Origin of the sequence: Chromobacterium sp. IIBBL 290-4 (assembly GCF_024207115.1) — a bacterium.
GTDB lineage: Bacteria > Pseudomonadota > Gammaproteobacteria > Burkholderiales > Chromobacteriaceae > Chromobacterium.
Genome location: NZ_CP100128.1, coordinates 2,343,998 through 2,367,352 on the forward strand (window position 1 = coordinate 2,343,998; position 23,355 = coordinate 2,367,352).

Consider the following 23,355-nt stretch of genomic DNA (forward strand, 5'->3'; position numbering starts at 1 on the left):
TAGGATTGTCCGGCAATTTTAAGCAAGTACATGATTTTGAGGAGTTTTTGTGGAATTCGCCACTCGCGCCATTCATATCGGCTATGACAATGCCGATCACAACCGGTCGGTGATGCCGCCCTTATACCAGACTTCGGCCTTCGCCTTTGATCATGTCGGCGAGGATTTGCGCTTCGCCTATGCCCGCACCGGCAATCCCACCCGCAGCGCGCTGCAGGAATGCTTCGCCAGCCTGGAAGAGGCCAAGCACGGCCTGGCCTTCTCCAGCGGCATGGCCGCCATCGACGCGGTGCTGCGCGCCTGCCTGAAGCCGGGCGACGAAGTGGTCGCCGTGGCCGATTTGTACGGCGGCGCTTATCGCCTGCTGACCCGTTTGCTGCAGCCGATGGGCATCAAGGTTCGCTTTGTAGACCTGACTCAGCCTGCCAATCTGGAGGCCGCGCTGACGCCGTCCACGCGCGTCCTGTGGTTGGAGTCGCCGACCAACCCGTTGTTGGGCATGGTCGATATCGCGGCCTTGTCGGCCATCGCCCATCGACATGATGTAAAGGTGGCGGTGGACAATACCTTCGCCACGCCGTATCTGCAGCGGCCGTTGACGCTGGGCGCGGACATCGTGGTGCATTCGGCCACCAAGTATCTGGGCGGCCACTCCGACGTGCTGCTGGGCCTGGTGGCGGTGAGCGATGACAAACTGTTCCATGATATCCGTTTTGTGCAGAACGCCGCCGGCGCGGTGCCGGGGCCGCAGGATTGCTTCTTGACGCTGCGCGGCATCAAGACCCTGGCGCTGCGAATGGACCGGCATTGCGACAATGCGGAGCAGGTGGCGGCGTGGCTGACTCGCCAGCCCGCCATCGCCAAAGTGTATTACCCCGGCCTGCCGGAGCATCAGGGCCATGCGCTGGCGAAAAGGCAGATGAAGCGCTTCGGCGGCATCATTAGCATTCGCCTGGCGGATAACAGCCGCGAGGCGGCCAGCCGCTTCGCCCAGCGGCTGAAACTGTTCGCGCTGGCCGAGTCGCTGGGGGGCGTGGAGTCGCTGGTCAATCATAGCTACACCATGTCGCATGGCGGCATGCCCGCGGAGCAGAAGGCGATATTGGGCATTGAGGATGGCGGGCTGCGGCTATCCATAGGCATAGAGGACATCGGCGACATCCTGGCGGATCTGGAGCAGGCGCTGAATGGCTGACCTTATATAAGGATAAAGGCATGTCTACCGCGTTATGGCAGCGATGGCATTTGAAGTTGCCCGTCATTCAGGCACCGATGGCGGGCGGCGCGACGACGCCGCAATTGATTTCAGCGGTGTCGGGCGGTGGCGGGCTGGGCTTTCTGGCGGGGGCGCTGCTGTCGCCGGAGCAGATCCGGCAAGAGGCCGCTGCGATCCGCGCTTTGGGCAGCCGGCCATTCGGCATCAATCTGTTTGTGCAGCAAGAACCCATGCCCGGCAAAGCGGAATTGGAGTTGGCGCTGCAATTGCTGGCGCCCTGGCATGCCGAGCTGGGTTTGGCGCCGCCCGTGGTCCCCGAGCGGTTTTGCCAGCCTTTCGAACGCCAGCTGCAGGCCTTGATCGAGGTGAAGCCCTTTGTCGCCAGTTTTGCTTTCGGCATTCTGGATAGAGAGCAATTGCGGGCATTGAAGCAGGCGGGAATCTCGGTGATCGGCACCGCCACCAACCTGGCGGAAGGCTTGGCCTGGGCGGAGCTGGGCGCGGATGCGGTGTGCGCGCAGGGGCGCGAAGCCGGCGGCCATCGCGGCACCTTCATCGGCGAGCCGCAGCAATCGCTGCGCCCCATGCTGTCCTTGGTCTACGAACTGGCGCAAAACTTGCCGGTGCCGGTGATAGCGGCCGGCGGCATCATGAACGGCGCGGACATGGCCGCGGCGATGCGGCATGGCGCGCAAGCTTGCCAATTGGGCACCGCTTTCCTCCGCTGCGCCGAATCCGGCATTTCTCCGCTGTGGAAGCAAGCGCTGGCGGAGGCGAAGCCGGGAGACACCAGCCTGACGCGGGCGTTTTCCGGCCGTTATGCCCGCGGCCTGGCTAACCGCTATATGCGCGAAATGGAGCCATGGCAGGAGCGCTTGCCGGCCTATCCCGTCACCAATGCCTTGACCGGGCCGCTGCGCGCGGCGGCGGCGAAGGCGGAGCGCGTCGAGCTGATGTCGCTGTGGGCGGGAGAAGGGGTGGCCGACGCGCGCGAGCTGCCGGTTTCCCAGTTGCTGGCCCAGTTGCAGTCGGAGTGGCAGGCGGCTTACCGCTGATTTTCGTCGCGATAGATGGCGATCAGTTTGCGGCCTTCGCCATCTATCGCCGCCCGGTACATCCCTTCGCAGTTGAAAGGCAGCGCCACGCGGCCGAAACGGTCCACCGCCGCTACGCCGCCGGTTCCGCCCATGGGCGTCAACTGGCCATGCACCACCGCGTCGCAGGCGCTGGCCAAGGTTTCGTCCAGATAGCGCAGGCGGGCGGAGATTTCGTGGCCGACGGCGGCGCGGACGAAATATTCGCCATGGCCGGTGCCGGACACCGCGCAATGGGCGTCGGCCCAAGTGCCGGCGCCTATCACCGGCGTATCGCCGATGCGGCCGGCCCATTTGGCAGTGCGTCCGCCCGTGGAGGTGGCCGCGGCCAGCCGGCCCTGCGCATCCAGCGCCACTGCGCCGACGGTGCCGTGCTTGCGGTCTTCAGGGATATCGTCGTCGCCGCCGCCGTTGGCGATTCTTTCTTTTTCCAGCTGCAAGGCTTGCCAGCGTTTGTCGGTATGGAAATATTCCGGCGGCTGCATGGGCAAGCCAATGCGGCGGGAGAAGTCTTCCGCAGCGGCGAAGCCCAGCGTCACATGCGGCGTATTTTCCATCACCGCGCGGGCCAGCCGCACCGGGTTTTGCACCTGAGCCAGGCCGGTGACGCTGCCGGCATCCTGGCGGCAGCCATCCATCACCGCCGCTTCCATTTCCTGCTTGCCGTCCAGGTTGTATACCGAGCCGCGGCCGGCGTTGAACAGCGGGTCGTCTTCCAGGGCGCAAACGCTGGCGCAGACGGCGTCCAGCGCCGAGCCGCCGGCGCGCAGGATGGCGTGGCCGGCCTCCAGCGCGCGCTCCAGCCCTTGGCGATAAGCGTCCTCCAGTTCAGGGTTCATGTCGCTGCGCCGCAGTGTGCCGGCGCCGCCGTGCAAAGCCAGGGCGATTGTCATTACGTTCTCCAGTGCGGGGTGGGCGGAATGGCTGTTAGCATGAGGCTTTTTGTCGGAAAGGGCCAGCATGGAGACCTCGCCAGCCAGCAGCGCTTTGATCTTGCTGTGGGACAAGAAGAGTTATTGGTGGCAGCGCCGCGCGCTGGATGACGACAGCCATCCAGCATGCCTGGATTTCGCCGCCGGCGGCGGCATCGAGCCGGGCGAGACGCCGGCTCAAGCCGCAGAACGGGAGTTGGAGGAAGAGCTGGGCGTGACGGGATTGACGCTGGAAGCGCTGGGAGCGAGGGTGCTGGATGGCGAGGTGTGCGCCTTGTTTGCCGCGCCTCTGCCAAAGGCCTGGCGCTTGGGGCCGGAGGTGGCGGAATTGCTGCCTTTGTCATTGACAGCCTTGATGGCCTTGCCCCGCGAGCAATTGCATCCGCAATTGGCACAGTGGCTTGGCAGCTTGCCGACGCAAGCGCATAATTGTTGAGTAAATTACTCAACAATTGGACTGTCAGATGGACGCTGCCCTGGAAGCCGAAATTCAACAGAAGCACACCGCTGAAACCATACTCGCGATGCGGCGCTGGACCGACAAGCTGATCAGTTTTCGGCTGACCCGTCCGGCCGCGTACCGTTTCGCCGCTGGCCAGTTCGCCAGGCTGGGGCTGCCGCTGGAGCAGGGCGGCCAGGTGTGGCGGGCTTATTCGATGTGCTCGGCCGAGCATGACGACTTTCTCGACTTTTACTCTATCGTGGTGCCGGAAGGGCAGTTCAGCTCGCGCCTGGCTCGGCTGCAGCCGGGCGGGCAAGTGATGCTGGACAAGCGGGCGATGGGCTTCTTCCAGGCAGACCGGTTGCCGGATGGCCGCGATCTGTGGCTGTTGGCCACCGGCACCGGCATCGCGCCCTATCTGTCCATCCTGCAGCAACCCGAAGTCTGGCGGCGCTTCGAGCGCATCGCGCTGGTGCATTGCGTCCGGGAAACGGCCGAACTGTCGTTCCAGGACGAAATCGCCGCTTTGCGCGATCACCCGCTGTGGCATGAGCATGGCCATAAACTGCAATACCTGCCGGTGGCGACGCGCGACGCGCCTGCCGGCATGCTGGGCCAGCGCATACCCGCTTTGCTGGACAACGGCGAATTGGCGGCGCGCGCCGGCATGGCGATGACGCCCGAGCACAGCCGCTTCATGCTGTGCGGCAATCCGAAGATGGTGGAGGACACCCATCGCCAGCTGATGAAGATGGGCTACCGGATGACCCGGCAGAATGCGCCGGGCCACATCGTGCTGGAAAACGGCTGGTGACACTCAGCGATTGGACGCGGCCAGCAGGGTGCCGAACAGCAGGAAGCTGGCGCCGCTGGCCTTGTTGACCAGATGCCCGCCGCGCTCATTGTTCAGCCAGCGGCGCATGGCATGGGCCAATAAGGCGTAAACGCTGTGGATCAGCACCAGCAGCAGGCTGTAGCTGCTGACCAGCAGCAAGAACTCGCGGGTGTAGTGCGCGCTGCCGGCATCGATGAACTGCGGAAAAATGGCCAGAAAGAAGAAAATCGACTTTGGATTGCTCATCTGCAGCAACATGCCGGCGGCGAACTGCCGCCAAGCGGGCTGGCGGCTGGCTTCGGGCGCGTCGAATCGAAACGCCGGCGCGCGCAGCAGCTTGATGCCCAGGTAAAAGAGATACGCGGCGCCCAGCCACTTCAATACCGTGAAGGCCAGCGCCGAGGCGGCCAGCAATAGTCCCAGCCCAGTGGCGGACAAGGCCGCAACGATGAAGCTGCCGCTGGCGACGCCGAGTATGCCGGGCAGGCTGCCCTTCAGGCCGAAGCGAAGCGCATTGCCCAGCGAATTGAGCACGCCTGGGCCCGGCGTCAGGATGGCGAGGCTGGCCATCAGCAGGAACAAGGGGTAGTGGTGCATGGGTTTCTTCCCTATTTATGTGGTTGTCGCGGCCAACGCGCTTTCCTCGCGCAGCAAGGATAGATTGATCAGGTCCTGGTGGCGGCCCAGCCAGAAGCCGGCCTGGCGGGCTCGGCCTTCCGTCTTGAAGTCCAGCCGTTCCAGCAGCGTCAGCGAAGCCTGGTTGTCCGGATGGACCTGGGCCTCGATCCGGTTCAATTCCATGTGGACGAAGCCCCAGGCCAGCGCGGCGCGCAGCGCCTCGCTCATCAGGCCTTGCCCCTGCCGGCCGCGCGCCAGTTCGTAGCCCAGCGCGCAACTGCGCCAGCCCCGATTCCATTTGAACAGGCCCAGGCTGCCGATTAGCGGGCCGCCGCCGCTAAGGGCCAGGCCCCAGCGGATGCCAGGGGCGGGCAGTTGTCGCCAGCCGGCGAATGTTTCCACCATCTGCCGAGCCTGTTCCAAGGTGGCGAGCGGGTTGGTGCCGTACCAGCGCATCGCTTCGGCGTCGCCGTGGATGTCCAGCAGCGCTGGCGCGTCGTCCAGCGTGATCTCGCGCAGGATCAGGCGCTCGGTGCGAAGAGTGGGGAAGTCCATCGCGGTCTCAGTCTGATTAGGACAAATAGCTATACCGGAAATCACGACGAGTTTCAAACCCGCTGTGCATGGTTGTTTGATTCCTGATGATGTCGGTATGATGAATGCCTTCGTGACCCATTGCGGAGCCTCGCCATGCCCACCTTGTCCACCCTGCTGTTGTTCTCTCTCGCCTGCCTCGCGCTAGCCGCCACCCCCGGTCCCGACATGCTGTTGATCGCCAGCCGCAGCGCCGGGCAGGGAATGCGCGCCGGTTTCGCCACCTTGTTCGGCATCCAGCTCGGCACCTATTGCCACGCGCTGCTAGCGGCTTTGGGGCTGGCCCAGTTGTTCGTGCTGGTGCCGATGGCCTACGACGCGGTGCGCATCGCCGGGGCGGTTTATCTCTTGTATTTGGCCTGGACCACTTTGCGCAGCAAGAGCGTTCTGCGCGCGGCCGAATCCGGCGCCGACGGCAAGCCATTGGCGCGCGTCGCGCTGCAGGGGCTGACCACCAATCTGCTCAATCCCAAGATGGCGCTGTTCGTGCTGGCTCTGTTTCCGCAGTTCGTCGAGCCGCAAGCCGGTCCGGTGGCCTTGCAGATCATGCTGCTGGCCACGGTGCTGAACGCGGTGGGTTTCGGCGTCAACGCGCTGGTGATTATCGCCAGCAGCCGCATGGGCCGGATGCTGGCCGGCGGCGGAGGCGGGCGCTGGCCGCAGTATTTGCTGGCGACGGTGTTCGGCGGCCTCGCCTTGCGGCTGCTGACCGCAGAGAAGTGAGCCCGCCGCGTTTGAGCGACGTCGTTTATCCCGCCCGCAATTTTGCTCTACCATGGCTTATGACCGCCGTCCGCCAGGGGCGGCGGCGGGCCGATGCGTTTCGGCCCGGATGCCGCCGGATGCCAGTGTATGAAGCCTGCCGATGAAGACGAAGACATCGCCTCCCGCCTGATGTCGCTGCAAGGGGATTGCCCGTTGCTGATTTCCCTGTTCGATGAACAAGACGGCTTGCGCTACGCCAATCCGGCCTTTTGCGCCGCGCTGGGCGTGGCGCCGGACGAGCGCATCAGCTGGGAGCAACTGATGCGGCGCAATTATCGCAATCGCCAAGGCACGCAGATCGAGACCCGGGATTTCGAATCCTGGCTCGCCTCCGCGAAGTCGCGCCGCGCCAAGCTGCCGTTCCGCGCCTTCGAGACCGATTTGGCCGACGGCCGCTGGATCTGGATGACCGAGACCACGCAGCAGGGCGGCTGGATGCTGTGCGTCGGCAGCGAGATCACAGAGCTGCGCGTCGGCGAGCGCGAGCTTCGGCAGGCGCGCGACCTGGCGCAGCGCGCGGCCTTGACCGATCCTTTGACCGGCATCAGCAACCGCGGCCACATTCTGCAGCAGATGGAGGGCATGCTGGCCCAGTTCGGGCACGGCGCCTGCCAGGCGGCGGCGGTCGCGATTCTGGATCTGGATAATTTCAAGCTGATCAACGATGTGCAGGGCCATCTGGCCGGCGACGAGGTGCTGCGGGATTTCGTGCGTCGGCTGCATCCCTTGCTGAAGCCGCATGACAGCCTGGGGCGGCTGGGCGGCGAGGAGTTCCTGCTGTTGCTGCCGGGCAGCGGCCTGGAGCCGGCGGAGGCCTTGCTGCAGGCCATCCTGGCTGAGGTGCAGGCCTCAAGGCCCTTGGTCGATGTCCCGGCTTTCTCCTATACCTGCTCCGTCGGCATGACCTTGCTGCGCGAGGTCGACGATCTGATGGCGGCGCTGGGTCGAGCCGACGAGGCGCTGTACCAGGCCAAGGCCGGCGGGCGCAACACCTGGCGCGTGCGCTTGTAGCGGACATGAAAAAAGGCGGGATCGCTCCCGCCTTTGCCATTTCCGGTTGCCGCCTTATTGCTTGACGCAGTCCACGCAGTAAACCTTGCGGTCCTGCACTTCCACCGCTACCAGGCCGTGGACATCGGTTTCGAAGCCCGGCAGCTCGCGGTTGAAGGCCTGGGCGAAGCGCAGGTAGTCGACGATGGTCTTGTTGAAGCGCTCGCCCGGGATCAGCAGCGGGATGCCCGGCGGGTACGGCGTCAGCAGCACCGCGGTGACGCGGCCTTCCAGCTGGTCCACCGGCACCCGTTCGATCTCGCGGTGCGCCATCTTGGCGAAGGCGTCGGCCGGGCGCATCGCCGGCTCCATGTCGGACAGGTAGATGTCGGTGGTCAGCCGCGCCACGTCGTGCTTGGCGTACAAGCCGTGGATGCGTTGGCACAGGTCCTGCAGGCCGACGCGCTCGTACTGCGGGTACTTGGCGACGAATTCCGGCATCACCCGCCACATCGGCTGGTTCTTGTCGAAATCGTCCTTGAACTGCTGCAGCAGCGAGATCAGCGTGTTCCAGCGGCCCTTGGTGATGCCGATGGTGAACATGATGAAGAAGCTGTACAGGCCGGTTTTTTCCACCACCACGCCGTGTTCGGTCAGGTACTTGGTGACGATGGCGGCCGGGATGCCCATCTCTTCAAAGCTGCCGTCCACGTCCAGGCCCGGCGTCAGCACGGTGGCCTTGATCGGGTCCAGCATATTGAAGCCGTCCTCGATGCCGGCGAAGCCGTGCCAGCGCTCGTTCGGGCGCAGCGTCCAGTCGGTCTGGTCGCAGATGCCGTCGTCAGACAGGTCGTCCGGGCCCCACACGCTGAACCACCAGTCGCGGCCGTATTCCTCGTCCACCTTGCGCATGGCGCGGCGGAATTCCATCGCTTCCACCAGCGATTCTTCCACCAGCGACTGGCCGCCTGGCTGCTCCATCATCGCGGCGGCCACGTCGCAGCTGGCGATGATCGAGTATTGCGGGCTGGTCGAGGTGTGCATCAGGTAGGCCTCGTTGAACCAGGCGGTGTCCAGCTGGCGGTTCTGCGGATCCTGCACCAGGATTTGCGAGGCCTGGCTGATGCCGGCCAACAGCTTGTGGGTGGACTGGGTGGAGAACACCAGGCTGTCTTCGCAGCGCTGGCGGCCTTCGCCTATGGCGTGGAAGTCGCGGTAGAAATCATGGAAGCAGGCGTGCGGCAGCCAGGCTTCGTCGAAGTGCAGCGTGTCCACTTCGCCGTCCAGCAGGCCCTTGATCTCCTCGACGTTGTACAGGATGCCGTCGTAGGTGGACTGGGTCAGCGTCAGGATGCGCGGCTTGCGGTTGGGGTGCTTCTCCAGCATCTCGCGCGCGAACGGGTTGGCCAGGATCTTCTTCTTGATGGTGTCCGGCTGGAATTCTGACTTCGGAATCGGGCCGATGATGCCGTAGTGGTTGCGCGTCGGCATCAGGAACACCGGGATGGCTCCGGTCATGATGATGGCGTGCAAGTTGGACTTGTGGCAGTTGCGGTCCACCAGCACGATGTCGCCGGCGGCGACGCAGTTGTGCCAGACGATCTTGTTCGAAGTCGAGGTGCCGTTGGTGACGAAGAACAGGTGGTCGGCGTTGAAGATGCGTGCGGCATTGCGCTCGGAGGCCGCGATCGGACCGGTGTGGTCCAGCAACTGGCCCAGTTCGTCCACCGCGTTGCAGACGTCGGCGCGCAGCATGTTCTCGCCGAAGAACTGGTGGAACATCTGGCCGACCGGGCTCTTCAGGAAGGCGACGCCGCCGGAGTGGCCGGGGCAGTGCCAGGAGTAGGAGCCGTCATGCGCGTAATCCACCAGCGCGCGGAAGAACGGCGGCGCCAGGTTGTCCAGATAGCTTTTGGCCTCGCGGATGATGTGGCGGGCGACGAACTCCGGCGTGTCCTCATGCATGTGGATGAAGCCGTGCAGCTCGCGCAGGATGTCGTTGGGGATGTGGCGCGCGGTGCGGGTTTCGCCGTACAGATACACCGGGATGTCCGGATTGCGGCGGCGGATCTCGGCGACGAAGCCGTACAGATTGCCCAGCGACTCCTGGGCCGAATCCTCGGTCTGGAATTCTTCGTCGTCTATCGACAGGATGAAGCCGGCGGCGCGGCTTTGCTGCTGGGCGAAGGAAGTGAGATCGCCGTAGCTGGTGTAGCCGATCACGCTCATGCCTTCCGCCTCCATGGCGGCGGCCAGTTCGCGAATGCCGGAGCCGCTGGTGTTTTCCGAGCGGAAATCCTCGTCGATGATCACGATGGGGAAATGAAAACGCATACCTGAGTCCTTGTTGCTGTTAACTCGGACACTGCGGCGGGGCCGGGGGCGGATGGGACGCCTGGCGGCCTGCGGTCGCTGCAATGTCGCACGGTGCGCGTGGGGCGCAGATCTGTACGCACGGGCTGAAGAACGAGTCTTCGCCGCCGCCCTGGAGGCTGGCCTTAAGGCGCGAATAAAACGGGTCGCTTTGCGCCGCGGTCCGTACCTGGCGACCAGTGGTCGCTTCACGTCAGCCGGCCTGGAGAACATCCCAAGAAGCGCGCATTGTAGACCTTTTGCTTGTCATGCGCTTGGGCATTGCGGCGCTGCGGCGAGAAAAATTCCGGTCAGAACCAAAAGCCTTGGCCGGCGCGGGCGGCGCGTCCATCGGCAAGGTGGTTGGCAGGTCTTTAAATCGCTGTTTTATTTGGGCTTACCGGGCGGCGGCGCATCCTCTTCCACGCTTGGCGCCGCGAGGCGCGACTGTTGTTTTTTCCTCATTTTTCGCCAGTACAGCCCCAGCGATTTCAGCGCGATGCCGATGCCGGCCATGCCCAGCATCAAGGCCAGCGGCCAAGCGGCCAGCCGTGGGAAATATCCCACCAGCGCGGCGATCAGGCACAGCGCCACGCCTATGCTGAGGAAGGCCGGGGCTTCGCTGCTTTCCACGCTGCGGCCGCCCCTCACCACCGCGCCCAGCGCGTCGCCGATGCGCGCGGCCTGGCGGGCGGCGGAATGGGCGCTGCTCAGCGCCATCTCCTTGGGCGTGCCGCGTTGCCGACGCTCGCGCCGCATGGGTTCCGCTACGGTTTTGCGTCGAGCATGGCGCAGCACGATCTCGGTGGCGTTTTCCAGGTCAAGCAAAAATCGCTGTTCGAGCTCGCCGGCCAGTTTGTCGTCTTCCAGCGCGATGTCCAGCTCGCGATTCACCAGCCAACTGGACAGGTTCAGATTGGTGGAGCCGATGCGCGCCCAGCGGCCGTCGGCCACCGCGGTCTTGGCGTGTATCATCGGCCCGTTCCATTCGTACACCCGCACGCCGGCTTCCAGCAGCGGCCGATACTGGGTGCGCGAGACGGCGGCGATCCAGCGGATGTCGCTGGAGCGCGGCACCAGCAAGCGGACATCGACGCCATCGCGCGCCGCCTGCTTCAAGGCTGACAGATAGAGGCTGGTGGCCATGAAGTAGGCGTCGGTCAGCCACAGCGTGCGGCGGGCGAAGCTGGCCACCAGCAGGTCCAGCCGCATCATCCGCGCGGTGGAGGGCGTGGTGGCGATCAGGCGCGCGGCGGCTTCGCCGCGGGCTTGATGATCGGCGGGCGTCAGCCAGCGCCCATCCAACGGCTCGCCGCAGTGAGCCCAGCTGTCGGCGAAGGCGGCCAGCGCGGGTTCCAGCAAGGGTCCTTGCAAGGCGAGACCGGTATCGCGCCAAGGGGGCATGTCGGGGCCGCCCTCCCAGCTGGAGCTGATGCACAGGCCGGAGACGAACAAGAGCCGCCTATCGACGATGATCATCTTGCGGTGGTTGCGGCCCAGCAGACTCAGTCCGCCGCCCAGGCTGGGGGGATGATAGGCGCGCGCCTGGCCGCCGGCCTGAATGAGCGGCTGGAAAAAGCTGGCGAGATGAGCGCGCCAACTGCCCAGCCAGTCATAGAGCAGGCAAACTTGGATGCCGGTTTTAGCCTTCTGTATCAACAAATCTCGAATTTTCCAGCCAAATTGGTCATTGGCGAAAATATACATTTCAATGAAGACAGAATCCTGGCTGTCGGCTATCGCTTTTTCCCAGGCCGGGAAGTTGTCGGCGCTGTCATATAGCAATTCCACTTGGTTGCCGGGCATCAGCGGCGCGCCGGCGGAGCGCGATAGCGCCTGTTCCGCGAGCTGGCGGACCAATTGCAAGGTGGCTTGAGTGGAGTCTTCTTGTTTCATGTTAATAATGAATTTTGTCTGACAGAATACAAAATATTGCTCAAAAAGGCGCTTTGTATCTGTTTTATTTGTCAAAAAACTGTCGTATTTTTGAAAATTAATGTCTCAAAAAATCAAAATTATAGATGTTTTTAGGTAGCAAAATTACATTGAAAATCAATCCATTGTGCGGTAAATGGCTGAAATTAAATGATTGTTGCGCCGCGGTAAAACGGCTTGCCGCTCCGTCGATCTTGCCCTTAGAATCGAACGCATCACTACAAAGTATAAATGGGCAGAGAAATGGACAGACAGCGCTGCTTGCAAGGCACATTGTATAAACCCGAATTCGAACAGGACAGCTGCGGCTTCGGCCTGATCGCGCAATTGGACGACAAGCCCAGCCACTGGCTGGTGGCCACCGCCATTTCGTCGCTGGCCAAGCTGACCCACCGCGGCGCAGTGGCGGCGGACGGCAAGTCCGGCGATGGCTGCGGCCTGCTGTTCAAGAAGCCGGATGGCTTTTTGCGCGAAGTGGCGGCCGAGGCCGGCATCGCCTTGAAGTCAGTGTACGCCGCCGGCCTGGTGTTTCACCACTCGGACAGCGCGACAGGCGAGCGCAGCCTCGCGCGCCTGCGCGAGCATCTGGAAGCGCAGCAGCTGGAAGTGGCCGGCTTCCGCACCGTGCCGGTGGATGTGTCGGCCTGCGGCGAAACCGCGCTGGCGTCCTTGCCGGCTATTTCGCAGGTGTTTGTGAACTGTCCGTTCGGCATGGATGAGCTGGCTTTCCAGCGCCGGCTCTATATGGGCCGCCGCCTGGCCGAGAAAGCCAACCGCGGCGATGATTCCTGTTTCTATCTGCCCACGCTGTCGCCGCACACCATCTCTTATAAAGGTTTGGTGACGCCGGAGAACCTGCCGCGCTTCTTCCTGGACCTGGCCGACCCGCGTTTCGAATCCAGCCTGGCGGTGTTCCACCAGCGCTTCTCCACCAATACCTGGCCGCAGTGGAAGCTGGCGCAGCCGTTCCGCTTCCTCGCCCACAACGGCGAGATCAACACGGTGCAGGGCAACCGCAATTGGGCGCGCGCGCGCGAGCGCATCATGGCCTCGCCGCACCTGGACATGGATGCGGTGCGTCCCATCGTCCAGACCGACGGCTCCGACTCGATGAGCCTGGACAATATGCTGGAAGGGCTGCTGATGGGCGGCATTCCGCTGTTCCGCGCGCTGCGCCTGTTGGTGCCGCCGGCCTGGCAGAACGTAGACAGCACCGACAAGGACCTGCGCGCCTTCTATGAATTCAACTCCATGCACATGGAGCCTTGGGACGGCCCGGCCGGCATCGTGCTGACCGATGGCCGCTACGCCGCCTGCATGCTGGACCGCAACGGCCTGCGCCCGGCGCGCTGGGTGCTGACCCGCGACAATATCCTGACCATCGCTTCGGAAGTGGGCGTCTGGGACTACCGCGCCCAGGACGTGGTGAAGAAAGGCCGCGTCAAGCCCGGCCAATTGTTCGGTGCCGACTTGCAGAGCGGCGAACTGCTGATGCCGGAAGACATCGACGCGCAACTGAAGAGCGCCAAGCCCTACCGGCAGTGGATCAAGGACAGCGCCAAATACCTGGAGCTATCCATAGAGGATGATGCCGGCGTCGAGCCGCTGTCCAAGGACGAGCTGGCCAAGCTGCAGAAGATGTTCAATCTCAGCCGCGAGGAGCGCGACCAGATCCTGCGCGTGCTGGCGGCGGATGGCCAGGAAGCCGTCGGCTCCATGGGCGACGACACGCCGATGGCGGTGCTGAGCCAGAAGGTGCGCTCGCCGTTCGATTATCTGCGCCAGCAGTTCGCCCAGGTGACCAATCCTCCTATCGATCCGATCCGCGAAGCCGTGGTGATGTCCTTGAACACCGTGTTCGGCCCGGAGCGGAATATGTTCGAGGAGAGTGCAGAGCACGCCAAACGGCTGGAGGTGCGCAGCCCGGTGCTGAGCCACGAGAAGTTCACCCGCGTCACCACCCGCCCGGAGCCTTATCTGAAGGCTACCAATTTCGACCTCTGCTATGACCCGACCGAGACCACGCTCAGCGAGGCCATTTCCTGTCTGAGCCGCCATGTGGTGGAGGCGGTCCAGGAGGGCACGGTAGTGGTGGTGCTGTCCGATCGCCACGCCACCGGCGAGCGCCTGCCCATCCATGCGCTGTTCGCCACCGGCGCGGTGCATCATGCCTTGATAGATGCCGGTTTGCGCTGCAAGACCAATATCGTGGTGGAAACCGCCACCGTGCGCGACGCGCACCAGATGGCTTGCGTGCTGGGTTACGGCGCCACCGCGGTCTATCCCTACCTGGCCTATCAGACCATCATCGAGCTGGTGAACAACGGCGAAGTGCAACTCAAGCCGAACGAGGCGCTGCAGCACTACCGCAAGGGCATCAACAAGGGCTTGCTCAAGGTGCTGTCCAAAATGGGCATCTCCACTATCGCGTCTTATCGCGGCGCGCAGTTGTTCGAGGCGGTCGGCATCCATGAAGAAGTGGTGGGGCTGTGCCTGAAGGGCACGGTATCGCGCGTGTCCGGCGCCAATTTCGCCGATTTCGAAGCGGATCAGAAACAGCTGGCCAAGCTGGCCTTTAATCCGATGCGCGGTCTGAGCCAGGGCGGCTTGCTGAAATATGTGCATGGCGAGGAGTATCACGCCTATAACCCGGACGTGGTGCAACTGCTGCAGAAGGCGGTGCAGAACGACGATTACGGCGCTTACCAGCAATACGCGGAGACCGTGAACACCCGTCCGGTGGCGATGCTGCGCGATCTGATGCAGGTGAAACTGGCCGCCGAGCCGATACCGCTGGACGAAGTGGAACCGGTGGAGGCCATCGTCAAACGCTTCGATTCGGCCGGCATGTCGCTGGGGGCGCTGAGCCCGGAAGCGCATGAGGCGCTGGCCATCGCCATGAACCGCCTGGGCGGACGCTCCAATTCCGGCGAGGGCGGCGAAGACCCGGCGCGCTACGGCACCGAGAAGATGTCCAAGATCAAGCAGGTGGCGTCCGGCCGTTTCGGCGTCACGCCGCACTACCTGGTCAACGCCGAGGTGCTGCAGATCAAGGTGGCCCAGGGGGCGAAACCAGGCGAAGGCGGCCAGTTGCCCGGCGACAAGGTGTCCGGCCTGATCGCGCGGCTGCGCCACGCCAAGGAAGGTGTCAGCCTGATCTCGCCGCCGCCGCATCACGACATCTATTCCATCGAAGACCTGGCGCAGCTGATTTTCGACCTTAAGCAGGTGAACCCGTCCGCGCTGGTGTCGGTGAAGCTGGTGGCCGAGCCGGGCGTCGGCACCGTGGCCGCCGGCGTGGCCAAGGCCTATGCCGACCTGATCACCATCTCCGGCTATGACGGCGGCACCGGCGCGTCGCCGCTTACCTCGGTCAAGTACGCTGGCTCGCCATGGGAACTGGGTCTGTCCGAGGCGCAGCAGGTATTGCGCGCCAACGGCTTGCGCGGCCGGGTGCGGGTGCAGACCGACGGCGGCCTGAAAACCGGCCTGGACGTGGTCAAGGCCGCCATCCTGGGCGCGGAGAGCTTTGGCTTTGGCACCGGGCCTATGGTAGCGCTGGGCTGCAAATACCTGCGCATCTGCCACCTGAACAACTGCGCCACCGGCGTGGCGACGCAGGAGCTCAAGTTGCGTTCCAAGTACTTCACCGGCCTGCCGGACATGGTGGTCAACTACTTCCTGTTCATCGCCCGCGAAACCCGCGAGTGGATGGCCAAGCTGGGTGTGCGCAGCATGGAAGAGCTGATCGGCCGCATGGATTTGATGGATATCTTGGAAGGCGAGAGCGAGCGCCAGGGCCGCTTGGATCTGCGCCCGCTGCTGTCGCAAGGCACGGTGCCGGACAGCGAGCCGCGCTTCTGCGTATCGGACAGCAATCCGTCTTTCGACAAGGGCGAGTTGGCTGAGCAGATCTTGCAAGACGCGCTGCCGGCCATCCACAATAAGCAGATGCTGGAGTTGGCCTACCCGATCGAAAACACCCACCGTTCCATTGGCGCGCGGCTGTCCGGTGAAATCGCCCGCGTCCACGGCGCGGCAGGGCTGCCGTTTGGCTGCCTGAAGGTGAAGTTCACCGGCAGCGCCGGCCAGAGTTTTGGCGTGTGGAACGCGGCTGGCCTGCACCTGGAGCTGGAAGGCGATGCCAACGACTACGTCGGCAAAGGGATGGCCGGCGGCCGCGTCACCATCTACCCTCCCAAGGATGCCGGTTATGCGGCGGGCGAATCCATCATCATCGGCAATACCTGTCTCTATGGGGCGACCGGCGGCCAGCTGTTCGCGGCCGGCATCGCTGGCGAGCGCTTCGGCGTGCGCAATTCCGGCGCGCTGGCGGTGATCGAGGGCGCGGGCGACCACTGTTGCGAATACATGACTGGTGGAACGGTCGTGGTGTTGGGCGAAACCGGCTACAACTTCGGCGCCGGCATGACCGGCGGCTTCGCCTTCGTTTATGACCCGAGCGAGAAGTTCGCCTACCGCTACAACAACGAGCTGATCGACATTCATCTGATCAACGGCGAGGCGATGGGCATGTACCGCGCCTACCTGCTGGAAAAGATCGCCAAACATGTGGAGCTGACCGGTTCGGAAACCGGCCGCGCCATGCTGCAGAACTTCGACGATTACGTGGACTATTTCTGGCTGGTGAAGCCCAAGGCCGCCAAGCTGGAAAGCCTGCTCAAAGACTAAGCGCCGCTTGCGCATTCATATATATATAGGGCGGCGCATGGCGCCGCCCTCCCTCGCGGGAGAGATCACAATGTCCGATGTATTCCAGTTCATGAAGCTGTCGCGCAATCCCGGCGACAAAGTTGAAGCGTCTGTACGCAAAATAGAATTCAAGGAAATCTACCAACCGCTACATGCGGTAGATGCCGCCGACCAAGCCGGCCGCTGCTTGTCTTGCGGCAACCCATACTGCGAATGGCAGTGTCCGGTCCACAACTACATACCCAACTGGTTGAAGTTAGTAGAAGAGGGGCGCTTGTTTGAGGCGGCTGAACTGTCGCACCAAACCAACAGTTTGCCGGAGATCTGCGGCCGAGTCTGTCCGCAAGACCGATTGTGCGAAGGCGCCTGTACCCTGAACCAGGGAGGCTTCGGCGCGGTGTCGATCGGCAGCATCGAAAAGTACATCACCGACGAAGCGTTCAAGGCGGGCTGGCGACCGGATATGTCCAAGGTTGTTTGGACTGACAAAACCGTAGGCGTGATAGGGGCGGGCCCCGCAGGTCTTGCCTGTGCGGATGTATTGGTCCGCAATGGCGTCAAGGCGGTGGTGTATGACCGTTACGAGGAAATCGGCGGCCTGCTGACCTTTGGTATCCCGGAGTTCAAGTTGGAAAAAGACGTGATTCGTCGTCGCCGAGCCATCCTCGAGGGCATGGGCGTTGAATTCGTACTGAATACCGAGATCGGCAAGGATGTGTCGATTGAAACTTTGCTCGAGAAGCACGATGCCATCTTCATGGGGATGGGGGCTTACAAGTTCATGAAGGGCGGCTTCCCTGGAGAGGACAGCCCTGGCGTGCTTGAAGCTTTGCCCTATTTGATCAACAATGTGCGCCAATCGATGGGAACCCTGCCTGGCGACGAGACTCATATCTCGATGAAGGGCAAGCGAGTGCTTGTGCTTGGTGGCGGAGACACCGCCATGGACTGCAACCGCACTGCGATACGCCAAGGAGCGAAGCGTGTGATTTGCGCCTATCGCCGCGATGAAGGCAATATGCCGGGCTCCAAGCGCGAGGTGGCCAATGCCAAGGAAGAAGGCGTTGAGTTCTTGTGGAACCGCCAGCCTGTTGCGATTGAGCCGATGATAGGTGGAACCCTCGCAGTAAAATTGGCTGAAACTCGTTTGGGAGCTCCTGATGCCAAAGGGCGTTGTAACGCTGAATTAGTGCATGGCAGCGGGGAAATCATTGAGTTTGATCATGTGATTGTTGCGTTTGGCTTTCAGGTGGAGGCCGCTGATTGGTTCGAGAGACAGGGAATTACTGTTGCTTCTAATGGTCGAACATTGGTGTCAGGGGCTATGGGAAAAAGATATCAGACTGATAATTCAAGAGTTTTTGCTGGCGGAGATATGGTGCGAGGGGCGGATTTAGTAGTCAGGGCTGTTTTTGAAGGTAGACAGGCTGCTGATGAAATGCTTGATTTCCTATCTCAGCCGAGATGATTTTAATGCCTTTTGCATGGTATCTGGTTTGTTAGAGCAGAGGTTACTTATTCAAAAATATTTGGTTGATAATTTTTTTATCAAAAATTATTAAAGGCTTTGATTTGATGGGATTTGGTGATTTGGACGTGAAAGTTAGCGCTTCTTTAGTGATTTTCAATAATTCACCAAGTCAAATTGAACGACTACTGCGTAGCGTTGAGCAGAGTAGACTGCCTATCGATTTGGTAGTTGTAGATAATTCTCCAAGTAATTGTTTGGCAAGTTATTTCTCCAATCATACCTATAGACATTTCGGCAATAATATTGGTTTCGGTGCAGCGCATAATCAAGTAATCAGAACTGTTTGCAGTGATTACCACGTTATTATAAATCCTGATGTGGAGTTTGCTGCTGAAACTGTTTTTAACCTGATTCAGCCTATGGTAAGTGATAATGGTGTTGTTGCTTGCGTTCCATTGGTACGCTATCCAGATGGTAGATTGCAGCGGCTGAACAAGTTATTGCCGACACCAATGAATCTTTTTTTTAGACGTTTTTTCCCGTTCTTGGCTAAACGTCTTGATTTTCATTATGAAATGCAATGGTTTAAATATGACTCAGAGATGCCCCTGCCTAACGCATCTGGTTGCTTTCTCGCAGCAAGGACAGCTCTTCTAAAGGAGTTGGATGGGTTTGATGAGAGATTTTTTATGTACTTGGAAGATACGGATCTCACTAGAAGATTAAATAGGCACGGAGTTGTTTTGTTTAACCCCAAGGCTGTAATTACTCATGAGTTTGGACGCTCCTCATACAAGTTTGGGAAGCTCTTTTTTATTCATATTCAATCGGCTATCAGATATTTTAATAAATGGGGGTGGCTTTTTGATTTTGAGCGTAGGCGAATAAATAAGAGTTATTTTAAGAGAAAAATAGATTAGCTCTGAAATTTTCCGCTTCAGCTTGGATTGTTTGTTGTAGTGCTTGATGGAATTTCCTGAGCGAAGCTAAGTGACTCTTTTTTGAGAGTCACTTTTGGTTTTTGTATATATTTGATACGTTATATGTTTTGCATTGTTTAATTTCTCCTATTGAGATTGTTCGCCTATAAGTTAGATTGATTGAGGACAATTTTTTAAAATATTTCCTTTGTTTTTTGTTGTTGGTAGCTGTTGAAGTGTAATGTTTTAATACTTTCCTCCATTAGTTAATGGCTATGATGTTTTCCTGCTTATATTGTGCCATGTGGATGGCTTTGAAAGTGCTGGGTTGTTCTTGGATTAAATCTAAACATAGTCCATATTTTAGAGCGAGTAGCATTTGCATCAAATTATCCTGTGGCTATTTATCCCCATGTGAGTCCTCTAAGTATGTAGTTTAAAAAACTATTCGCTTTTTAGTTGAGGATCGTATTTTTGAGGGGATTTTTAGTATGTGTCTGATTAAATATAAAATTGTCAGATAGGCTAGTGGTCAATTATGTTGCTAATTTTATTGATTTCTTTGTTTTCCTCGTTGATGGTAGGGGGCGCACTGATCCATTATGCTCATCTACACCAACATCTATCTGCAGACCATGATCTAAATGGTGTGCAGAAGTTCCATGCATTGCCTGTCCCCAGGATTGGTGGATTGCCTTTACTGCTGGGCTTGGCTTTCGGTTGTTGCTTAATATTTTTTTTGCTTCATTCATGGGTGCCCATTCAACTGTTGATTGCCTCTTTGCCTGCGGTTGGGATGGGGCTGCTGGAAGATGTAACAAAAAGAATTGGCCCTAAGCCAAGACTGTTAGCAACTTTCGTAGCAGCAATTATTGCCTATTTCTGGTTCAATGCCGCATTGTTGAGATTGGATATTCCTTGGGCTGATAGCTTGCTTGCACAATCAATGATATTTTCATTATTGATAACTATTGTCGCGGTCGGTGGGGTTGCGCATGCCGTCAATATTATTGATGGCTATAATGGACTGTCTGGTGTTGTTGCGATATTTGTTTTTCTTGCAATGTCTTACGTAGCTTTCAAGGTGCAGGATCCAGAATTGCTTGGAGTTTGTTTTGCCATGGTTGGTGCTGTCGCTGGCTTTCTGTTTTGGAACTTTCCCAGAGGTTTGATATTTGCTGGGGACGGTGGTGCTTATTTAGTTGGATTCATGATTGCTGAAATTTCTGTACTACTTGTTCAACGGCACCCTAGCGTATCTCCTTGGTTTCCTCTTTTATGTGTTATTTACCCAGTTTTTGAAACCATGTTTTCAATTTATAGAAGAAAGTTTTTACAGAATCGAGCTGTCGGATACCCTGATGCCTTACATCTTCACCAAATCATTTATAAACGAGTAGTGCTGTGGATGGTTGGTTCGAAAGATGCGGGCCACTTGACCCAGCGAAACAGCCTGACTTCACCCTATCTATGGGCACTTTCATCGTTTTCGGTAGTGCCAGCCATGCTGTTCTGGAACAAGACGCCTGTTCTTATCGGCTTCGTACTGGTCTTCATGTTCACTTATGTCCGCTTGTATCGGATGATCATTCGATTTCGGACGCCCCGCTGGTTGCTGTTGCGCAAGACACCGCGTTGATGATGTTCTGAAGGGCTTGCCGAAATTTGCTTTCGCAAGCTCTTGAAAACCCTCTCTCTCGCCCCTATTATTAGCACTCGCGACGGTCGAGTGCTAAGGCCTCGGCTGACAACCATAAATTTCTGATGTTCAACTCTCAACAGCCAAAGTAATAGGAGAGATCAATGGCAATTCGTCCTCTGCACGACCGTGTTGTTATCAAGCGCCTCGAGGCTGAAGAAAAGACCGCTTCCGGCATCGTTCTGCCGGGCGCCGCCGCCGAGAAGCCGGACATGGGCGAGGTTCTGGCCGTGGGCAATGGCAAGATCCTGGAAAATGGCGAACGCCGTCCGCTGGAACTGAAAATCGGCGACAAAGTGATTTTCGGCAAGTATTCCGGCCAGACCGTCAAGGTTGACGGCGACGAAGTCCTCGTGATGCGCGAGGAAGATGTAATGGGCATCGTTGAGTAATCCGACCCTTACCTGTACTTCATCAATAGATTCTGGAGATTTCGAGAATGGCAGCTAAAGACGTTAAATTTGGTGATTCCGCTCGCAGCAAGATGGTTGCTGGCGTCAACATCCTGGCCGATGCCGTCAAGGTAACCCTGGGTCCTAAGGGCCGCAACGTAGTGCTGGACCGCTCCTTCGGCGCGCCGACCATCACCAAGGACGGCGTATCCGTCGCCAAGGAAATCGAACTGAAAGACAAGTTCGAGAACATGGGCGCGCAGATGGTCAAGGAAGTGGCTTCCAAGACTTCCGACGTAGCTGGCGACGGCACCACCACCGCTACCGTTCTGGCGCAAGCCATCGTGCAGGAAGGCATGAAGTACGTCGCCGCCGGCATGAACCCGATGGATCTGAAGCGCGGCATCGACAAGGCCGTCGTGTCCCTGGTCGGCGAAATCGCCAAGATCGCCAAGCCATGTGCGACCACCAAGGAAATCGCCCAGGTCGGCTCCATCTCCGCCAACTCCGATAGCGACATCGGCGAAATCATCGCCAACGCCATGGAAAAAGTGGGCAAGGAAGGCGTGATCACCGTTGAAGACGGCAAGAGCCTGAACAACGAGCTGGACGTAGTTGAAGGCATGCAGTTCGACCGCGGCTACCTGTCCCCGTACTTCATCAACAATCAGGACAAGCAGATTGCCGCTCTGGACAATCCCTTCATCCTGCTGTTCGACAAAAAGATCTCCAACATCCGCGACCTGCTGCCGGTTCTGGAGCAAGTGGCCAAGTCCGGCCGCCCGCTGCTGATCATCGCTGAAGACGTGGAAGGCGAAGCGCTGGCTACGCTGGTGGTGAACACCATCCGCGGCATCCTGAAGGTTGTGGCCGTCAAGGCTCCGGGCTTCGGCGACCGCCGCAAGGCCATGCTGAACGACATCGCCGTGCTGACCGGCGGTACCGTTATCGCTGAAGAAGTGGGTCTGACCCTGGAAAAGGCCGGTCTGGAACTGCTGGGCCAAGCCAAGCGCGTGGAAGTGGGCAAGGAAAACACCACCATCATCGACGGCGCCGGCGAAGCTGCATCCATCCAGGCTCGCGTGGGTGAAATCCGCAAGCAGATCGAAGAAGCCACTTCCGACTACGATCGCGAAAAGCTGCAAGAACGCGTGGCCAAGCTGGCCGGCGGCGTGGCCGTGATCAAGGTTGGAGCTGCCACCGAAGTGGAAATGAAAGAGAAGAAGGCTCGCGTGGAAGACGCGCTGCACGCGACCCGCGCCGCGGTTGAAGAAGGCGTGGTTGCCGGCGGCGGCGTGGCCCTGCTGCGCGCTCGCGCTTCGCTGGACAGCCTGAAGACCGAAAACGTCGAGCAGGAAGCCGGCATCAAGATCGTGCTGCGCGCGATCGAGGCGCCGCTGCGCCAGATCGTCAAGAACGCCGGCGACGAGCCGTCGGTCGTGGTGAACAAGGTGCTGGAAGGAAAGGGCAACTTCGGCTACAACGCCGCTACCGGCGAATACGGCGACATGCTGGAAATGGGCGTGCTGGATCCGGCCAAGGTAACCCGCTCCGCTCTGCAGCATGCCGCTTCCGTAGCTGGCCTGATGCTGACCACCGACTGCATGATCGCTGAACTGCCGGAAGACAAGCCGGCTGCTGGCGGCATGCCGGATATGGGCGGCATGGGCGGCATGGGCGGCATGATGTAATCAGTCTCTGATGAGCCGGTTGCGTTTACGTCGCCGGCATCATAAGAAAACGGCCTGGACAGCATTGTTGTCTAGGCCGTTTGTCTATTTAAAACGCTACAGAAGTTTAAGTATGGGACAAAGTAGAGAAGAGGGGTGAGCTCTGATCCTTGGCGGATAGTTGAGGCTGTTGCTGCAGTGGCCAGGTTATCGCCAGTGTCGGATCATTCCAAGCAATGCTGCGCTCCAGATCCTTGAACCAGTAATCAGTAGTCTTATACAGAAACTCAGTGTTGTCGCTCAAGGTAAGGAAACCATGGGCGAAACCGGCAGGGATCCACAGTTGGCGTTTGTTCTCAGCCGAGAGTTCCACACCTACCCATTGACCGAAAGTGGGCGATTGCGGGCGGATATCGACAGCCACGTCATAAACTGCCCCAGCTACTACGCGGACCAGTTTGCCTTGAGCATGCGGGTCCAATTGGTAATGTAGGCCGCGCAAAACGTCTTTACTGGAGCGGCTGTGGTTATCCTGTACAAAGTCGACGGCATAACCGACGGCTTCTTCAAATTTTTTCTGGTTGAAACTTTCAAAGAAAAAACCGCGATCATCGCCAAAGACGGCCGGTTCGATGATTTTCACTTCTGGAATGGCGGTATCAATGATATTCATGTTGCCAGGTCCTGTCGCAGCGGGTAAGTGGCCCCGCTGCATTA

18 protein-coding genes are annotated in these 23,355 nt (G+C 59.8%); 12 read left to right on the top strand and 6 right to left on the bottom strand.

From position 1 onward, the window contains the following. Positions 1-49: 49 nt before the first annotated feature. Positions 50-1,195 carry a trans-sulfuration enzyme family protein gene (locus NKT35_RS10785; RefSeq protein ID WP_254301082.1) on the top strand — a complete coding sequence of 382 codons (1,146 nt, stop codon included), beginning with the start codon at positions 50-52 and terminating at the stop codon, positions 1,193-1,195. Between the two features lie 20 nt (positions 1,196-1,215). Next, the gene (locus NKT35_RS10790) at positions 1,216-2,271 is read left to right on the top strand and encodes an NAD(P)H-dependent flavin oxidoreductase (RefSeq protein ID WP_254301083.1); all 1,056 of its coding nucleotides are present in this window, start codon (positions 1,216-1,218) and stop codon (positions 2,269-2,271) included. Here the strand turns inward: NKT35_RS10790 and NKT35_RS10795 are convergent. Continuing rightward, positions 2,262-3,203 (bottom strand): isoaspartyl peptidase/L-asparaginase family protein, encoded by a 942-nt coding sequence (locus NKT35_RS10795; RefSeq protein WP_254301084.1) that lies wholly within the window; start codon positions 3,201-3,203, stop codon positions 2,262-2,264. The two genes, NKT35_RS10790 and NKT35_RS10795, sit on opposite strands and share 10 nt — an antisense overlap. A gap of 67 nt (positions 3,204-3,270) precedes the next feature. Here NKT35_RS10795 and NKT35_RS10800 point away from each other — a divergent pair, with 67 nt between their 5' ends. Continuing rightward, the gene (locus NKT35_RS10800; RefSeq protein WP_254301085.1) at positions 3,271-3,678 is read left to right on the top strand and encodes an NUDIX domain-containing protein; all 408 of its coding nucleotides are present in this window, start codon (positions 3,271-3,273) and stop codon (positions 3,676-3,678) included. Between the two features lie 28 nt (positions 3,679-3,706). Next, entirely contained in the window at positions 3,707-4,498 is a 792-nt protein-coding gene (locus NKT35_RS10805) for a ferredoxin--NADP reductase (RefSeq protein WP_254301086.1), read from the top strand. Between the two features lie 3 nt (positions 4,499-4,501). Here the strand turns inward: NKT35_RS10805 and NKT35_RS10810 are convergent, their stop codons facing one another. Both NKT35_RS10810 and NKT35_RS10815 read right to left on the bottom strand, forming a co-directional pair. Further along, on the bottom strand, positions 4,502-5,116 hold the full coding sequence (locus NKT35_RS10810) for a LysE family translocator (protein WP_254301087.1): 615 nt from the start codon (positions 5,114-5,116) through the stop codon (positions 4,502-4,504). A 15-nt stretch (positions 5,117-5,131) separates the two neighbouring features. Then, a complete protein-coding gene (locus NKT35_RS10815; RefSeq protein WP_254301088.1) occupies positions 5,132-5,692 on the bottom strand; it encodes a GNAT family N-acetyltransferase in 561 nt (186 codons plus the stop codon). Between the two features lie 135 nt (positions 5,693-5,827). Between NKT35_RS10815 and NKT35_RS10820 the strand changes: the two genes are divergently transcribed. Together NKT35_RS10820 and NKT35_RS10825 are read left to right on the top strand one after the other, a co-directional pair. After that, positions 5,828-6,454 (top strand): LysE family translocator, encoded by a 627-nt coding sequence (locus NKT35_RS10820; RefSeq protein ID WP_254301089.1) that lies wholly within the window; start codon positions 5,828-5,830, stop codon positions 6,452-6,454. A gap of 129 nt (positions 6,455-6,583) precedes the next feature. Then, positions 6,584-7,507: a sensor domain-containing diguanylate cyclase gene (locus NKT35_RS10825; protein WP_254301090.1), complete on the top strand. Its 924-nt coding sequence runs from the start codon at positions 6,584-6,586 to the stop codon at positions 7,505-7,507. A gap of 54 nt (positions 7,508-7,561) precedes the next feature. On the opposite strand, the gene NKT35_RS10830 is transcribed toward NKT35_RS10825, so the two are convergent. Further along, positions 7,562-9,820: an arginine/lysine/ornithine decarboxylase gene (locus NKT35_RS10830; RefSeq protein WP_254301091.1), complete on the bottom strand. Its 2,259-nt coding sequence runs from the start codon at positions 9,818-9,820 to the stop codon at positions 7,562-7,564. A gap of 405 nt (positions 9,821-10,225) precedes the next feature. After that, a complete protein-coding gene (locus tag NKT35_RS10835; RefSeq protein WP_254301092.1) occupies positions 10,226-11,734 on the bottom strand; it encodes a phospholipase D-like domain-containing protein in 1,509 nt (502 codons plus the stop codon). Positions 11,735-12,016: 282 nt separating this feature from the next. On the opposite strand from NKT35_RS10835, the gene gltB reads away from it, so the two are divergent. The 6 genes from gltB to groL all read left to right on the top strand — a co-directional run bounded on the left by gltB (position 12,017) and on the right by groL (position 22,659). Next, positions 12,017-16,465 carry a glutamate synthase large subunit gene (gene gltB / locus NKT35_RS10840; RefSeq protein WP_254301093.1) on the top strand — a complete coding sequence of 1,483 codons (4,449 nt, stop codon included), beginning with the start codon at positions 12,017-12,019 and terminating at the stop codon, positions 16,463-16,465. Positions 16,466-16,535: 70 nt separating this feature from the next. Continuing rightward, entirely contained in the window at positions 16,536-17,954 is a 1,419-nt protein-coding gene (locus NKT35_RS10845) for a glutamate synthase small subunit GltD family protein (RefSeq protein ID WP_305883476.1), read from the top strand. 65 nt (positions 17,955-18,019) lie between these two features. Further along, on the top strand, positions 18,020-18,877 hold the full coding sequence (locus NKT35_RS10850; RefSeq protein WP_254301094.1) for a glycosyltransferase: 858 nt from the start codon (positions 18,020-18,022) through the stop codon (positions 18,875-18,877). 691 nt (positions 18,878-19,568) lie between these two features. Beyond that, entirely contained in the window at positions 19,569-20,516 is a 948-nt protein-coding gene (locus NKT35_RS10855) for an MraY family glycosyltransferase (RefSeq protein WP_254301095.1), read from the top strand. Positions 20,517-20,680: 164 nt separating this feature from the next. After that, on the top strand, positions 20,681-20,968 hold the full coding sequence (gene groES / locus NKT35_RS10860) for a co-chaperone GroES (protein WP_254301096.1): 288 nt from the start codon (positions 20,681-20,683) through the stop codon (positions 20,966-20,968). A gap of 47 nt (positions 20,969-21,015) precedes the next feature. Further along, positions 21,016-22,659 (top strand): chaperonin GroEL, encoded by a 1,644-nt coding sequence (gene groL / locus NKT35_RS10865; protein ID WP_254301097.1) that lies wholly within the window; start codon positions 21,016-21,018, stop codon positions 22,657-22,659. Positions 22,660-22,765: 106 nt separating this feature from the next. Here the strand turns inward: groL and rfbC are convergent, their stop codons facing one another. Next, entirely contained in the window at positions 22,766-23,311 is a 546-nt protein-coding gene (gene rfbC, locus NKT35_RS10870; RefSeq protein ID WP_254301098.1) for a dTDP-4-dehydrorhamnose 3,5-epimerase, read from the bottom strand. Positions 23,312-23,355 lie beyond the last annotated feature (44 nt).